The 14,960-nt window shown below is 62.7% G+C and carries 13 protein-coding genes; 5 read left to right on the top strand and 8 right to left on the bottom strand.

What is annotated here, in order from left to right:
* Positions 1–434 precede the first annotated feature (434 nt).
* Positions 435–2,615, top strand: coding sequence for a GWxTD domain-containing protein (locus LLH00_10875; protein ID MCE5271772.1), 2,181 nt, complete (start codon positions 435–437; stop codon positions 2,613–2,615).
* 278 nt (positions 2,616–2,893) lie between these two features.
* Here LLH00_10875 and LLH00_10870 read toward each other — a convergent pair whose 3' ends face one another.
* From LLH00_10870 to LLH00_10835, 8 genes are all read right to left on the bottom strand, one after another.
* Complete coding sequence (locus tag LLH00_10870) at positions 2,894–4,090, bottom strand: pyridoxal phosphate-dependent aminotransferase (protein MCE5271771.1); 1,197 nt, start codon at positions 4,088–4,090, stop codon at positions 2,894–2,896.
* Positions 4,091–4,157: 67 nt separating this feature from the next.
* Positions 4,158–4,964, bottom strand: a complete 807-nt coding sequence (gene dapB, locus LLH00_10865) for a 4-hydroxy-tetrahydrodipicolinate reductase (protein ID MCE5271770.1) — start codon at positions 4,962–4,964, stop codon at positions 4,158–4,160.
* A gap of 62 nt (positions 4,965–5,026) precedes the next feature.
* Entirely contained in the window at positions 5,027–5,893 is an 867-nt protein-coding gene (gene dapA, locus LLH00_10860) for a 4-hydroxy-tetrahydrodipicolinate synthase (GenBank protein ID MCE5271769.1), read from the bottom strand.
* 72 nt (positions 5,894–5,965) lie between these two features.
* A complete protein-coding gene (locus LLH00_10855; GenBank protein MCE5271768.1) occupies positions 5,966–7,201 on the bottom strand; it encodes an LL-diaminopimelate aminotransferase in 1,236 nt (411 codons plus the stop codon).
* Positions 7,202–7,555: 354 nt separating this feature from the next.
* Positions 7,556–8,404: a diaminopimelate epimerase gene (gene dapF, locus LLH00_10850; GenBank protein MCE5271767.1), complete on the bottom strand. Its 849-nt coding sequence runs from the start codon at positions 8,402–8,404 to the stop codon at positions 7,556–7,558.
* A gap of 7 nt (positions 8,405–8,411) precedes the next feature.
* Complete coding sequence (lysA, locus tag LLH00_10845; GenBank protein MCE5271766.1) at positions 8,412–9,656, bottom strand: diaminopimelate decarboxylase; 1,245 nt, start codon at positions 9,654–9,656, stop codon at positions 8,412–8,414.
* A 427-nt stretch (positions 9,657–10,083) separates the two neighbouring features.
* A complete protein-coding gene (locus tag LLH00_10840) occupies positions 10,084–10,263 on the bottom strand; it encodes a hypothetical protein (GenBank protein MCE5271765.1) in 180 nt (59 codons plus the stop codon).
* Between the two features lie 189 nt (positions 10,264–10,452).
* Positions 10,453–11,367 carry a hypothetical protein gene (locus tag LLH00_10835; GenBank protein MCE5271764.1) on the bottom strand — a complete coding sequence of 305 codons (915 nt, stop codon included), beginning with the start codon at positions 11,365–11,367 and terminating at the stop codon, positions 10,453–10,455.
* Positions 11,368–11,542: 175 nt separating this feature from the next.
* Between LLH00_10835 and LLH00_10830 the strand changes: the two genes are divergently transcribed.
* The 4 genes from LLH00_10830 to LLH00_10815 all read left to right on the top strand — a co-directional run.
* Positions 11,543–12,193, top strand: coding sequence for a TetR/AcrR family transcriptional regulator (locus tag LLH00_10830; GenBank protein MCE5271763.1), 651 nt, complete (start codon positions 11,543–11,545; stop codon positions 12,191–12,193).
* A 10-nt stretch (positions 12,194–12,203) separates the two neighbouring features.
* A complete protein-coding gene (locus tag LLH00_10825) occupies positions 12,204–13,595 on the top strand; it encodes a TolC family protein (GenBank protein ID MCE5271762.1) in 1,392 nt (463 codons plus the stop codon).
* A 3-nt stretch (positions 13,596–13,598) separates the two neighbouring features.
* Positions 13,599–14,492, top strand: coding sequence for an efflux RND transporter periplasmic adaptor subunit (locus LLH00_10820; GenBank protein MCE5271761.1), 894 nt, complete (start codon positions 13,599–13,601; stop codon positions 14,490–14,492).
* On the top strand, positions 14,476–14,960 hold a 485-nt coding region (locus tag LLH00_10815; GenBank protein ID MCE5271760.1), incomplete at its 3' end, for an ABC transporter ATP-binding protein. The genes LLH00_10820 and LLH00_10815, both read left to right, overlap by 17 nt.

The following is a 14,960-nucleotide window of genomic DNA, read 5'->3' as shown; positions in this document are numbered from 1 at the left end:
TATCGGGATGAACCAGCGACGGTTTGAGGTGTATTTTAAATAGGACCATTAGATTTGCAGTTCCCAGACAGAAAAATCTGAAACATATCCGCCGCCCGGTTGTAATTACTTTCAACCGTGGCGCAATGCACGGTCGGTTTTGACTTAATTATTGACTTTTGCAGCGTCACTGATAATTCTTAAACTACCTTCCGATCAGCGTCCGGCCCCTCCTGCCGGCACGGCTGGAAAGCCAAAGGTCCACATCATTTTTTGGCGACAAGGAGTTCCAGATGGTTCGACACCTTCGGTTGTTCCTGATACTTTCCCTCGCCGCGCTGACTGCTCCGCTTTACGCGCAGACCGCCGCCACTGGCGTCGGCGCCGATGTGCAGTCTAAGATCGACCAGGCGAACCGGATGATTCTGAGCGGGAATTTTGCAGGAGCCCGGTCGTTGGCCGAGGGAATTCTGGCCAAGGAGCCTCAGAACGGTCCGGCCAATTTCCTGGTGGGCCTGGCGCTGTTGGGTGAGGATCCCAAGCGCGACAACCGTCCGGTGGCCGGTGAATATTTCGTCAAGGCGGCGCAGGCAGGCTACCATCAGCCTTTCGGCTCCTGGGACAAATGTCCGGTGAACGAGAGCGCCTACATCTCGGCCAACTGGGAACCCACGGATGACATCCTCAAAGAGAACGACCCGCAGAAGTTTAACACAGCCATCAACCTGCTCGAGAACATCGTTACCGTGAAACACAAGGAACACGATGCCAGCGAGCACCTGGGCAAGCTGTTCATCCAGACCGGCCAGAGCCGCCGCGCGATGGACCTGTTCCAGCGCCTGCTGGAGGCCAGCCCGGATCAGAGTGAGTCGATCTACACCCTGGGGCTGGGCTTTTTCGATATCTACAACCGCGAGATGGCCGAGTCGATCCTGGCCGACCTTTCGAGCGAGGGCCCCGAGAACCTGACCTCGCTGATGAAGCTGCTGATGGCCCGGGCTTTTTTCGTGCTGGGGGACAACCGCATCGCCAGCGTCTACTATTTCCAGGCCATGGATGACCTGAACGAAATATCGGCGCGCGAAATCTACCGCGACAACATCGACATCATTCTGGACAAAGAGAAGAGCGAGTACGAGCACTGCCGGACAGTGGACCAGAAAAAGGCTTTCCTGCGCAAGTTCTGGAAGAGCCGCGACCCGTCGCCCACCACCGAGTACAATGAGCGTCTGGTGGAGCACTATCGCCGCCTGAACTATTCCAAGCAGAATTTTTACATCCGCCAGACCAAGGGCTACGATGACCGCGGCCGTATCTATATAAAGCACGGCGAGCCGGACCAGAAAGCGGTCCTGTACGGCAACTTCGGCATACGCGACAGCGAGAGCTGGCTCTACCGCCGCAAGCCCGAGGATTTCATCTTCCATTTCGTCAAGCGCACCGGCTCGTTCCTGATCGTGCCGCGGCTGGCGGATGCCGTGGTCGGCTCCTCCTACGCCGAGGACTACACCACCAAGCCCAACCCGGACAACCCGGACCAGAGCAGCCTGGTGAGCGCGGCCGGGCTGAATTCCAATTTCCGCGAGCTGCTGCTCAACCGGGCCGAAATCGCCCCGCTGTATTTCCAGATGGCCACGGAGCGGGCCGATTTCAACGACCCCGAGTACGTGATGCGTGAACTGGAAACGAATTACGCAATGGAGGAGAACAAGCTGGTGATGCCCGCCCTGACCGTGGGTGAAAACACCGAGACCTACAAGCCGGACATGGGCGCCCAGCCGCTGGATTACTATTACTACACAGCCGATTTCATGGCGATGAACGCCAACAGCAACGTGAACATTTTCTACGGCCTGCCCATCGCGGCCCTGGATTTCAAGCGCGATATCCTGGGCGTGCGGGTCAACTACGAGAGCACGTTCGCGGTGTTCGACCAGGAGTGGAACGAGGTCAAGCGGGTCTACAACCAGCGCAGCTACCAGCTCAAGCAGGAGCCGGACCGCAACAACAAGGGCCTTCTGCTGGTGGACAAGCAGACCCTGAACCTGCCTCCGGGCCAGTACCACTACTCGGTCAGCGTGCGCGACCTGGGCTCCAACCACCTGGGCATCTACAAGGGCGAGCTGGAGGTGACCCACTACAAGCCGGATGATTTCAACGTGAGCCAGGTGGTGATGGCCTCCAGTGTCAACCAGCACGAGGGCGCCCGTCCGGGCAAGTTCACCCGCGGGCGGCTGGATGTGATGCCCCTGCCGTCGCGCTCGTTCCTGGGCAACCAGCCGGCCTTTGTCTACTACGAAATCTACAACCTGACCAAGGGCACAGACGGCAAGAAGCACTACAAGGTTGATTTCACGATCGAGGCCGACAAGCTGGACCGCAACATCGCCTCCAAGATCGTGGCCTCTTTCGGCGGGATGGTGGGCAAGAAAGAGGACAAGGGCAAGATCACCCTGACCTTCGACAAAGAGGGCGACCCGGAGAGCATAGTCGAGGCCGAGTATGTCTCCATCGACATCAGCGACTCGCCGGCCGGGACTTACAACCTGACCATCCTGGTCACGGATGCCGTTTCGGGCAAGACCATCACCCGGACCAACGAGTTCACGATAGTCAACGCTCCGAAGAAGAAATAGGCTCCGTTACACAGTGGGAAATCAGAAGGGGCGGCCAGAGATGGCCGCCCCTTTTTTAATGCCCGCGTCAATGCAGTGCAGGCGCATTCATGAATTGCCCTTACGAATAAACTCAAGAAAGCCATAGCATGTAGGGGCGGCCCCCTGTGGCCGCCCGCAAGAACAGGGCAGGCACGGGGGCCTGCCCCTACAGCAATACGCTCTCTTAAAAAACGTAGGGGCGGGTTTAAAACCCGCCCCTACAGTTACCTACCAGGGATAGAGCCTGTTCATTCTCTTCAGCTCAGCTTCTTCAGGCCTTCCTCGATCCGGTCCAGCGCTTTCTTGATCGTCTCCATGGAGCAGGCATAGCTGAACCGCAAATGCTTATCCGCACCGAAACCGCCGCCCGGCACGGCCGCCACTTTCATTTCCTCGAGCAGGAAATTGCACAGCTCCACGCTGCCGGAGATCACTTTCCCGTTGAATTTCTTCCCATAGTAGGAGGAGAAATCCGGGAACACGTAAAAGGCGCCCTTGGGGGTGGAGCACTTGACACCCGGAATGGCGTTCAGGCGGCCGACCATGTACTTGCGGCGCTCGTCGAACGCCACCACCATCTTGGCCACGCTGTCCTGGGGGCCGGTCAGGGCCTCCAGGGTGGCGGCCTGCGAGATGGAGGTGGGGTTAGAGGTCTCCTGGCTCTGAAGGTTCCCCATACCTTTGATTATCGTCAGCGGACCCGCGGCGTAGCCGATACGCCAGCCGGTCATGCTGTAGCTCTTGGACACGCCGTTGATCGTGATCGTGCGCTTGAAGATGTCGGCGTCCAGGCTGGCGATTGATACGTGCTCGGCCCCGTCGTAAAGAAGTTTCTCATAGATCTCGTCGCTGATCACCCAGACCTGCGGATGGGCCTTGAGCACCGGCACCAGGGCCTGAAGCTCGGCGCGGGTGTAGACCATGCCGCTGGGGTTGGACGGGCTGTTGAGTATCAGCGCCTTGGTCTTCGGGGTGATCGCTTTGGCCAGCTTGGCCGGGGTGAGCTTCAACTCCTCGGCGGCGCTGGTCTCGATCACCACCGGGGCGCCGCCCGCGCACTTGACCATCTCGGGGTAGCTCACCCAGTAGGGCGTGGGGATCAGCACCTCATCGCCCGGGTCGACCAGGGCCATCACGGCCAGGAACACGCTGTGCTTGGCCCCGCAGTTGACCATCACCTCGGCCGGCTTGTACTCCAGGCCGTTGTCTTTCTTGAACTTCTCGACAATGGCCTTGCGCAGGGCCGGGGTGCCCGAACTGGGAGTGTATTTGGTCATGCCGGCGTTGATCGCCTTGATCGCGGCCTGCTTGATATTCTCCGGGGTGTCGAAATCCGGCTCGCCGGCCGAAAGCCCGACCACATCGTGGCCCTCGGCTTTCATGGCCGAGGCCTTGGCCGTGATCGCCAACGTGATGGATTCCTCGATTCGCTGCACGCATTTGGACAAGGACATAGCGCCTCCTGTTGAACCTCTGTCCGCTGTGATTTTCACGAATACTGCCTCACTGCAACCCCGTGGCTCAAGCCTTGAGCCCGAGGACATCCTGCATGTCGTAGAGGCCGGGGGCCGCCGCGGACACGAACCGCGCGGCCAGCACCGCGCCGCGGGCGAACATGTCGCGGCTGTGCGCCTTGTGGGTGATCTCGAACCTTTCACCCAGAGCGCCGAACACCACCGTGTGCTCGCCGACCACGTCGCCTGAGCGCACGGCGTGGATGGCGATCTGGTCACCCGGGCGCTCGCCGGTGATACCCTCACGGCCGTAGCAGCCCACCTTGCCAAGATCGCGGCCCAGGGCCTCGGCGATCACCTCGGCCAGACGTTTGGCCGTGCCGCTGGGAGCGTCTTTCTTGAAGCGGTGGTGCGTTTCCACGATCTCCACATCGAAGCTGTCGCCCAGCAATTTCGCCACCTCGGCCGCCACCTTGAACATCACGTTCACGCCCACGCTCATGTTGGGTGCGTAGACCAGCGGGATCACGGTTGAAGCCTGGCGCAGCCAATCCACCTCCGCAGGCTTGAGGCCGGTGATCCCGGTGACCAGGGGCTTACCGGCCTCGCGGCAGGCGGCCACGGTCTTTTCCAGCGACACGGGCAGGGAGAAATCGATCACCACATCCGCCGCGCGCACTCCGGCGGTCAAGTCTGCGCTCACCGCCACACCCAGGGGAGCGCCCTCGGACAGCGCGCCGATATCCTGACCTGCGGAGGGGTTTCCCGGGGCCTCGATCGCGGCTACAAGGCGGGTGTCACCGCTTGCGGCCACGGCCGCGGTGATCCGCCGCCCCATGCGCCCGGCCGCGCCCACCAGACAAATCTTCAGCATTGCACAGTCCCTTCCACTCTTGTTCGATACCGGTTGAAGGCCGTCTTGTTCCAGAGGCCTTGTCAGATCAGCTTGTAGTCGCGCGCCACCTTGAGCAGCTTGGGACGGGCGGCCTCGGAGATCGGGCAGAGCGGAAGGCGGAACTCCTCGGCGATCAGTCCCATCTCGGCCAGGACTGTCTTGACCGGGATCGGGTTAGTCTCGATGAACAGGGCCTTGAACATCGGCATCAGCTCGAAATGGATTTTCCTGGCTTCCTCGGGCTTGCCGCTCAGCCAGGCCTTGCACAGGGCGGCCACCCGGTCGGGCAGCACGTTGGCCGCCACCGACACGATACCCTTGGCCCCGATCGACATCAGGGGCAGGGTGAGCGAATCATCCCCCGACAGGATCGTGATATCGCAGAGCAGGGCGATCTGGCTCGACTGGTCCACGCTGCCCGAGGCCTCCTTGATCGCCACGATGTTCCTGATCGCGCTCAGGCGCGCCACGGTCTCGGGCTCGATGCTTTTGCCGGTGCGCGAGGGCACGTTGTACAGCACAATGGGGATGTCCACCTGCTCGGCCACGGCTTTGTAATGCTGGTAGATGCCCTCCTGCGTGGGCTTGTTGTAGTAGGGACTGATCAGCAGGGCGGCATCCGCGCCGGCTTTCTTGACCTCGCGGGTCAGCTCCACGGCCTCGGCGGTGGAGTTGCTGCCCGAACCGGCCATCACCGGCACACGGCCGCGGGTCGCCTCGACCACGATCCGGACCGCGTGGGTCTGCTCGGCGTGGGTCAGGGTGGCCGCCTCGCCCGTGCAGCCGCAGGGCAGAAGCGCATCCGTACCCTTGGAGATATGGAATTCCACCAGCTCGCCCAGGGCCTTCTCGTCCACCTTGCCGTTACGGTAGGGGGTCACCAGGGCTACAGTCGATCCCTCGAACATGGGGTCCTCCTGAGATGAGGGAGTGATGATATCTTGTGCGCGGCAATGCGCCGCAGTCTTTTATCGTATCGATCAGAACTGGAATTTCAGGCCGCCCAGGCGCTTTTTGATCTCCTCGGCGATCTGTTTCTCCCGCTCCTCGCCGGGGGCCACGAAAGTGGCGCTCAGCCGCAGGTACGGGCCGACCGCGTCCTCGGGCACGCTGGAGATCAGGTGCTGGCGGATCAGGTACTGCGAGCAGGCCTCGGCGCTGTCGAACTCCGGTCCGCCCTGGATGCCGCGCGGGGCTTTCATGTAGAGGTAGAAAGTCCCCTCGGGCAGGCGCGGGCTGAACCCGAACGAGCCGAACACCTCGCACAGAAGGCGCAGCTTGCGCTCGTACTTGGCGCAGATCTGCTCCGTGATCTCGGGGTGGTCGAGGCCCACTGCGGCGGCTTTCTGGATCGCGGCGAACTGGCCGCTGTCCGAGTGGTCCTTGACCTCGGCGAACGCCTTGACCAGGCCCGCGTTGCCGGCGACAAACCCGATCCGCCAGCCGGTCATGTTGAAGCTCTTGGACAGGGAGTGCAGCTCGATCCCCACCTCCAACGCGCCGGGAACGGACAGGAACGACAGCGGCTTGCGCCCGTAGACCAGGGCCGCGTAGGCGGCATCCTGCACCACGGCGATCCGGTGCTTGTGCGCGAACTCCACCACCTGGGCGTAGAATGCCTCATCCGCGTTGCGGCCGGTGGGGTTGTTCGGGTAGTTGATCACCAGCACCTTGGCTTTTTTCAACACTTCCGGCGCAAGACCGTTCAGGTCGGGCCGGAAGCCGTTTTCCTCCCTCAGGGGCAGATTCACCACGTTGGCGCCATACCAGGCGCTGTGCGTGCCGAACACCGGGTAGCCGGGCACGGTCATCAGGACCGTGTCGCCGGGGTTGACCAGGGCGCTGGGCAACAGGGCCAGGGCGCTCTTGCTGCCGATGGAGTGGTTGATCTGGGTCTCGGGGTCGAGGCCCGGCACGCCGAACACGCGCTCCATGTAGCGCGCGGCCGCCTGACGGAACTCGGCGATGCCGTTGTCAGTGTAGCCGCGGTTGCCCGGCTTGCGGGCCTCCTCGATCAACGTGTTCACGATGAGCGCCGGGGCCATGTCATCCGGCTCGCCCACGCCCAGGTCGATCAGCTCCACCTCCGGGTGCTCCTGCATCGCGGCGCGCTTGGCACGCTTTATCTTTTCGAACTTGTAGATTTGGTTGGACTTGCCGAAATTCACCCCGCCGATCCGCTCGGCGAACAGCTCCTGCATGAAATTCTCGGACATCCAAAGCTCCTGTGGTCAACCTGAGTACCGAATGTCAACTCTATTTTCAGAAAGCAAGTTTTAACATTTTTATCTTCTTTCGTTTAGGCGAAAGAAGCAAAGCCAGCGGGGGACGCGAACTCGTCCGAACCGAGCCTCTTTTTCAATCTTTCGTGTGCCCGGAGCTTCCATTCCGCTCCATGGCCGGTGGGCGGCGCTGCCGCGCAATCGCCGCCAGCCCCCGGAGAGCCGAGGGACCAGGCCGTTTCACGCGCAACTTCACGCTGCCAATGGTGCAGGCTCAGACATGCGCGTCCCCCAAAGACAACTGCAACGGCATTGCGGTGTCAGCTGCGAGAGCGCTTCAAGCCGCTTTCACTCCGGCCAGATTCCGGTATACACTGTCACGGCCGGGCCGGTCTTGAAAACGTGTTGTCCCTCTCGCCACTCCAGCAACAGACGGCCGCCGTTGAGGTCGATCGTCACCGCGCCCGGCTTGCAGCGCCCGGTGACAATCGAGGCCACGGCCACAGCCGAGGCCCCCGTGCCGCAGGCCAGGGTTTCGCCCGAGCCGCGCTCCCAGGTGCGCTGGCGCAGAACGTTCGCCCCGCGCACGTTGACGAACTCAACATTGGTGCGGCGCGGGAACAGGGGCAGATTCTCGATCACTTTTCCGTAGCGCTCCAGCGGGAACTGCTCCACCGGCTCATCCAGAAAGATCACCGCGTGCGGGTTGCCCATGGAGACACAGTTGATGCTGAACTCGCGGTCCTCGACTTTCAGGACATGCTCGATCACCCGCTCGCCGGGAAGGTTAACTCCCACTTCGGCGGGCTTGAAACGGGGCTTGCCCATGTCCACCCGCACGCTCTCGACCGCCCCGTCACCGCCCAGGTTGAGCTTGACAGTCAGCAGCCCGGCCCCGGTCTCCACCTTGAGCGGGTCGGCGGCGATCCGCCCTCGCTCGTGGACCAGCTTGGCCACGCAACGGATCGCGTTGCCGCACATCTCGGCCTCGCTCCCATCGGCGTTGAATATGCGCATCCGGCAGTGGGCATCTGTCCCTTGCGGGGGAAGGATCAGCACGATCCCGTCCGCGCCCGCGCCGAAATGACGCTCGCTCATGCGCACCGACAGTCCGGCCGGGTCGGCCGGAGGGGCGCTCTCCAGGCAGTCGATAAAGAGATAGTCATTGCCCGCGCCGTGGCACTTGGTGAACTCGATCATCGCCTTACATCTCCTCGCCGCGCACCAGGTCCTCGAAGGTCTCGGCCCGGCGGACCACGCGGTGCGAGCCGCCCGAGACCAGCACCTCGGCCACGCGGGGACGGCTGTTGTAGTTGCTGCTCATCACGAACCCGTAGGCCCCGGCCGAGAGCACGGCCAGAAGGTCGCCGCGGCGCACAGGGGCCAGCTCGCGGTCATGGGCCAGGAAATCGCCGCTTTCGCAGATCGGGCCGACCACATCCATTTTCACCTTGGCCGCGCCATTCGCCTCGGCCACCGGCAGTATCTCGTGGTACGAGCCGTAGAGGCTGGGGCGGATCAGGTCGTTCATCCCGGCGTCCACGATGGCGAAATTCTTGACTGCGGTCTGCTTGTAGAACACCACCCGGGTGACAAGCGCTCCGGCGTTGCCGCTGATGTAGCGCCCCGGCTCCAGGATCAGGCGGCAGCCCAGGGGCTTGACCAACGGCAGGATCGCCCGGGCGAACACCAGGGGGCACATCGGCTCCTCATCCTTGTAGCGGATGCCCAGCCCGCCGCCGATATCGATGGACTGGAGCTTGACTCCGCTTTCACCCAGACGGCGGTACAGCTCGATCAGCTTGGTCAGCGCCTCGACGAAGGGGTCATAGGTCACGATCTGCGAGCCGATGTGCATGTCCAGGCCGAAAGGCCGCAGATGATGGAAGTGGGCCACCTCGCGGTACAACTCGAAAGAGCTCTCCAACGGCACGCCGAACTTTTTCTCTTTCTTGCCAGTGGCGGTGTACTCGTGGGTGTGACTTTCCACGTCCGGGTTGATCCGCAGCGAGACCGGGGCGGTGAGATTCATCCCGGCGGCTACGCGGTCGATCGCCTCCAGCTCGGGCACGCTCTCCACGTTGAAACAGAGGATGCCGCTTTCCAGTGCGTAGCGTATCTCGGCGTCCGATTTGCCCACGCCGCTGAACACGATCCGCTCTCCGGGGATACCGGCGCGCAGCGAGCGGTAAAGCTCGCCGCCCGAGACTATGTCCGAGCCCGCGCCCAGGCTGCCCAGGTGCTTGACCACGGCCAGGTTGGCGTTGCTCTTGACCGAGAAACAGACCAGGTGGTCGATCCCGGAGAAAGCCCGGTCCAGCTCGGTGAACGCGCGGGTCAGCGCCCGCTCGCTGTAGACATAATAGGGGGTGCCCACCTGTCCGGCCAGACTCTCCAGGGGCACTTCCTCACAACAGAGACGGCCGCCACTGTACTGGAAATCCTGCATGATACTTTTCGGTCCTTGGTTTGGGATAAATAAAAAACCGCTGTCGTAATTAAACGGCCAGCGGATTCAGATCGCCGATAACAATTCTCGCAAATACGGTGACCACACAGGCTTGACCATAGATTGCGGAGGCTGTCTGTCCTCTCCGCTCTACAGCCAGGCGCGCTACGAATCAGCCGGGCCGCGGTGGTCCGCTCCGGTCTGTTTCCGGGGCAGAGAGTGGGCCGCGGGCACGAACCTTGAGCCTCCCGCGGCCGGAACCTGAAATCCGGGTTTCGGCCAAAAAGAACGGGTTGCCCGCCGAAACACCGGTGTATATTAGGCTTAAGTATTAGTCTTGTCAAGAGAAAACGGATAGCCGACACATCGGCGGCCTGACGTGCAAAGCCGCTCGGAACAGGATACGCGACGTTCCGGAACGACCGGCTCAATCGTAATCGTCTATCTCGTCCTCGTCCTCGTCGTAAAACTCGTCGTCCAGGTCTTCTTCGTCCTCGTCGTACTCCATGTCCTCATCGAAAAGGTCGTCTTCTTCCAGATCCTCGTCCTCGAATTCTTCCTCGAAATCGTCTTCCATGTTCTCTTCATCCTCATAGAATTCTTTCATACCATCCCTCCGGCATCTTTCGGGTGTGATGAAGAATCTCCACCTTTTGATGGCTTGTAATTCATAATTAATTGAAATCGCAATTGTTATGGCGATTCTTGGCAGGCCTGAAAAAAGTTGCCTTATTGTATTAAAAAAATATTGAACTGTCAAGGGATTGCGGCGTACCGAATTGATTTGGGGTGGTGCTCAGGGGTTGAGGGGGCGGGCGACATACATTTCGTAGTTTCGGAACTCCCAGCCGTTGGCAATCATCCCGCCGCCGAGATCGTAGCCCCAGGCCAGGGCGGTGACAGTCAGACGGTTGCGGCCGTCGTTGAGCATCTCGATTCCGGTCTGTCTGCCGTCCGTGTCGTAGACCTTGGTGCGCAGGGGGTCGATCACCACCGTGGCGGCAGAGACATACAGGCGCGAGGCGGCCAGATCGGCGCTGCGCACGTATCCGACCAGGTCGGGTTTGACAAACCCCGCGGGCAGTGTGGAGCCGGTGAAAGCCTTGACGCTGTCGGCCCGGACAAAACGGTCCTTGGCCAACACCGTGCCCCAGACCGCCACGTTGTCCGCCACCTTGAACGTGTCGACTCGCGTGACCGGCATCTCGAAACTGAGCGTGGTGTCGGCCAGGAACTTGAAATCCAGTTTCTCCGAGGCCTGGTAACCGGTCTCGGTCTGGCCTATCACGATCTCCAGCCGCCCGCGGTCGAAAAAGTGCAGCCAGGGCACATCCACGAAGCTGAGCCGGGTGTGGAGGTTTATATGGCGGAAATCAGTGGAGACATAGACCACCTCCGGGCCGAGGTTGGTGATCTGGACATCTATGTACAGGTGCGTACTGTCCGAGAACGTGCCATCGTTGGCCACGGCCAGAGCTGTGCCACCGCTCCGGGCGGAGTCGCTAACGGTCAGGCGCAGGTCGAGTTCCACCTCGGCCGGGGCGGTTGACTCGCTGCCGCCGCCATCCGTGACATCGCCGCCGTCCGTGGGGGCGAGTGGGCTGGCTGTGCGGTCGCCGCTGTTGCAGGCCAGGCCCAGCAGAACAGCGGCGGCCAGGGCTAAAAGTGCCGCACGGCTGAGATGGGTTGAATGTTTTTTCCGCTCAAGCATTCGAGCAAGCCCCGTGTTCTGTGGGTTTGGCGATGACTGCGTTTTGTGCCGGACAAAGGGTGCAAGGAGTGTACCAAAAAAATATTTGCGCGGCCTTGACAGACGCGGGAGTGTTTATTAATATTAACCAACTGGTTAGTTAAACTAAACGGTAAGTCAATGAAAGAGGGCGGGCATGGATGACAATCCGGAAGTAGGGCCGGTACGACCCGAGGATGAGGCCGCCACGCGGGACCGAATCCTGGCCGCGGCGGTGCAGGAGTTCGTGGAGCACGGGCCGGAGGGCGCCCGCATGCAGCGTATCGCCGAGCGCTCCGGGGCCAACAAGGCCATGATCTACTACTATTTCAGCAGCAAGCAGGAGCTTTACGAGCAGGTGTTCCGCAAGATCATACGCCAGAAAATCGGCCGTCTGATCGGGATTATCTCCCGGGACGGAGAGGCGGAGGACAAGGTGCGTTCCATGGTGGAGTTCTACTGCGACCTGTACAGCGACCCGCATGTCATGCGCACCCTGTTGCGTGAGTTGGCCTCCGGGGCGGAGACGCTCCGGAAAGTGATGCGCGAGCTGATGGCGGAGTACGATTTCCCGATCCAGCGTTTCTGGCCCGAGCTGATCGCGGAGGGGCAGCGGAAAGGCCACCTGCGGGAGGTCGACCCGATGCACGCCCTGGCCTCGCTGATCGGGATGGCAGCCGGGTATTATTTCCTGCGCCCGGTGGCGGACACGATCCTGAGCCGCAGCGATGCGGACTCAGAGCGTTTCGCCGCGGAGCGGCCCCGGCATATCATTGATTTGTACCTGAACGGTATTCTGCAGAAATAAGGAGGCGCCTGTGCGTGGGGTGAGATCGGGGTTTATCGCTGTCCTGTGCGCGCTGGCCGCTGTGCCCGCCGCGGTGCGGGCTGAGACGGCGCTGGGGTTCTGGGACTGCGTGGAGCGGGCGGTCAAGGGCCACCCGCTGGCCGCCTCCGGGGCCTGGCGGGTGGAGCAGGCCGCCCGGGCGGTGGATGAGAGCGGCACGGCGTTCCGTCCGCAGCTTCATTTTTCTGGCAACTATTCAGTGGGCAGCTACGTGCCGGAGGTGAATTTCCCGGGCCGCAACATCCGGATCGGCGACCACGATGACCTGTCGTTGGCCGTGCAGGCGGACTACCTTCTGTACGACTGGGGACGCCGCCGCGCGGCCCTGGAGGCCGACCGCCGTCAACTGGAGGCCGCCGGTTGCAGCCTGGGCTCGCTGCGGCAGGACCTGGCCTACAGCGCCGGAGCGGCGTTCCTGGCCCTGCAGGGGGCGCTCAGCGAGCGGCAGGTGGCCGAGGCGTCGCTTGCCACGGCCCAGGCGCATCTGAGAGACCTTCAGGCCATCTACGACACAGGACGCCTTACCTGGGACGAGGTCCTGAACGGCCAGGTGCGCCTGGATGAGGCCCAGATGCGTGTCAACAGCACCGGCTACCGGGTGCAGACCGCCCGGGCCGAGCTTCTGCGCAGCCTGGGCCTGGCCATGGACGATACGCAGGCTTTCGCCGACACTGCCGAGGGAGTGCCCGCCCCCCAGGCGGACAGCTACGCCCTGGAGAGCGCGCTGGCCGCGCGGCCGGACCTGGCTCTTTATGGCGTGCGGGCTGCGGCGCTCGATTCACGCTCGGCGGCCATCGCCGCGGAGGATAAGCCCACGCTGTCGGTTTTTGCCAACGGCACCGCGGCCCAGCCGGGAGCGGACCAGTTTCGTAACGAGTTCATCCAGTACGCGCGGGCCGGGGTGACGGTGGGCTGGGAGTTCTGGGACTGGCGCCGCAAGGACTACCGTCTGGCGCAGAACGAGTCGCAGAAACAGGCCCTTCTGGCCGAGGGCAGCGACCTGGCCGGGCGGATCGCCCTGGAGCTGGAGCGCTCACGGCTGCAGGAGCGCGAGGCCGCCGACAGGCTGGACCTGACCGGCAAGGCTCTGGAATCGGCAACCGAGCATTTCCGTCTCCTGGGCGCCCGTTTCGAGCAAGGGCTGGCCACCAACACCGAGTATCTGGATTCCGAGAACCAGCTCACCGTGAGCCGACTGAACCAGGTGCACGCCCGGATCGAGCTGGAGCTGGCCCGCTGGCGGCTGGCCTATGTCAGCGGCGACCTTTTCAAGCAGATACGCTCGCGCTGGCCCGAGGTGGAACTGCACCCGGCGAGCGGCCCGGGAGTAAGCCACACGACCGATGACAATCAGGGGAGATAGAAAATGACGACCTGGAAGACTGCTCTTTCCGGCCTGGCCCTGCTGGGGCTGGCCCTGCTCGGCGCCTGCCACGAAAAGGAGAGGGGGTTCTCCGCCTCGGGGACGTTCGAGGCGGTGGAGGTGGAGGTGGGGAACCTCCTCACCGGACGCCTGATCGAGCTGAACAAGCGCGAGGGCGATACTGTGGCCAAGGATGAGCTGCTGGCGCAGATCGACTGCGAGAAGCTGCAACTGGAGCGCGAGCTGACCACGGTGCAGTTCAAGGCCGCGGAGCTGGATGAGCGCCTGACCCGCGAGAAAATTGCGGCTGCCCGGATCAGCCTGGCCAACGACACAAAGAGCCAGGAGCGGTTCGAGGCCCTGGTGAAGAGCAAGACCGCAACCCAGCAGCAACTGGATGACATCCGCACGCGGGTGAAACTCGACCGCAGCCAGCTCGATGTTGCGCTCAAGGAACTGGACCGTCCCCGGATCAACCGTGACGAGCTGGAGGCGCGCCTGCGCCTGCTCGACCGTCAGATCGAAGACAGCCGGGTGGTGAGCCCCATCGACGGCGAGGTGACCGAGCGCTACGTGGAACCGGGCGAGGTCCTCACCACCGGCCAGCGTATCCTGCGCCTGGCCGACCTGAGCCGCCTCGAGATTCGGGTCTACCTTCCCACTCCCTACCTGGGACAGGTGAAGCTGGGCCAGGAGCTGAAACTGCACGCGGACGGCGCCCCAGGGCGCGAGTTCGCTGGCACCGTGGTCTGGATTTCGCCCGAGGCCGAGTTCACCCCCAAGAGCGTGCAGACCCCCGAGGCGCGCGCCGAGCTGGTCTACGCGGTCAAGTTGAGTGTGCCCAACCCGGATGGTGTGCTCAAGATCGGGATGCCGGCGGATGTATTCTTCGAGTGAGGCGGGTGGGATGGAATACGATATCGAGATCGAGGGCCTGGGCAAGGCGTTCGGGACGGTGCGGGCGGTCGAGGGCCTGAGCCTCAGCGTGCCGCGCGGCGAGCTGTTCGGGCTGGTCGGGCCGGATGGGGCGGGCAAGACCACCCTGATCCGTATCCTGGTCGGCCTGATGCTGGCAGACAGCGGCACGGCAAAAGTGGGCGGCCAGGACGTGGTGGCCGGGCGCGAGGCGATCAAGAAAATGATCGGCTACATGCCTCAGCGTTTCTCCCTCTACCAGGACCTCACGGTCGAGGAGAACATGCGTTTCTACGGCGACCTGTTCCAGTTTTTCGGGCCGGAGCGCGAGGCCCGGCACGAGCAGCTTCTGGGGTTCAGCCGCCTGGGGCCGTTCCGCACCCGTCGCGCCGGGCAGCTCTCGGGCGGGATGAAACAGAAACTGGCCCTCAGTTGCGCCCTGATCCACAC

It is taken from the genome of bacterium (assembly GCA_021372515.1).
GTDB lineage: Bacteria > Gemmatimonadota > Glassbacteria > GWA2-58-10 > GWA2-58-10 > JAJFUG01.
Note: the sequence above shows the minus strand (reverse complement) of the source record. Positions and strands in the feature narration are given on the sequence as shown.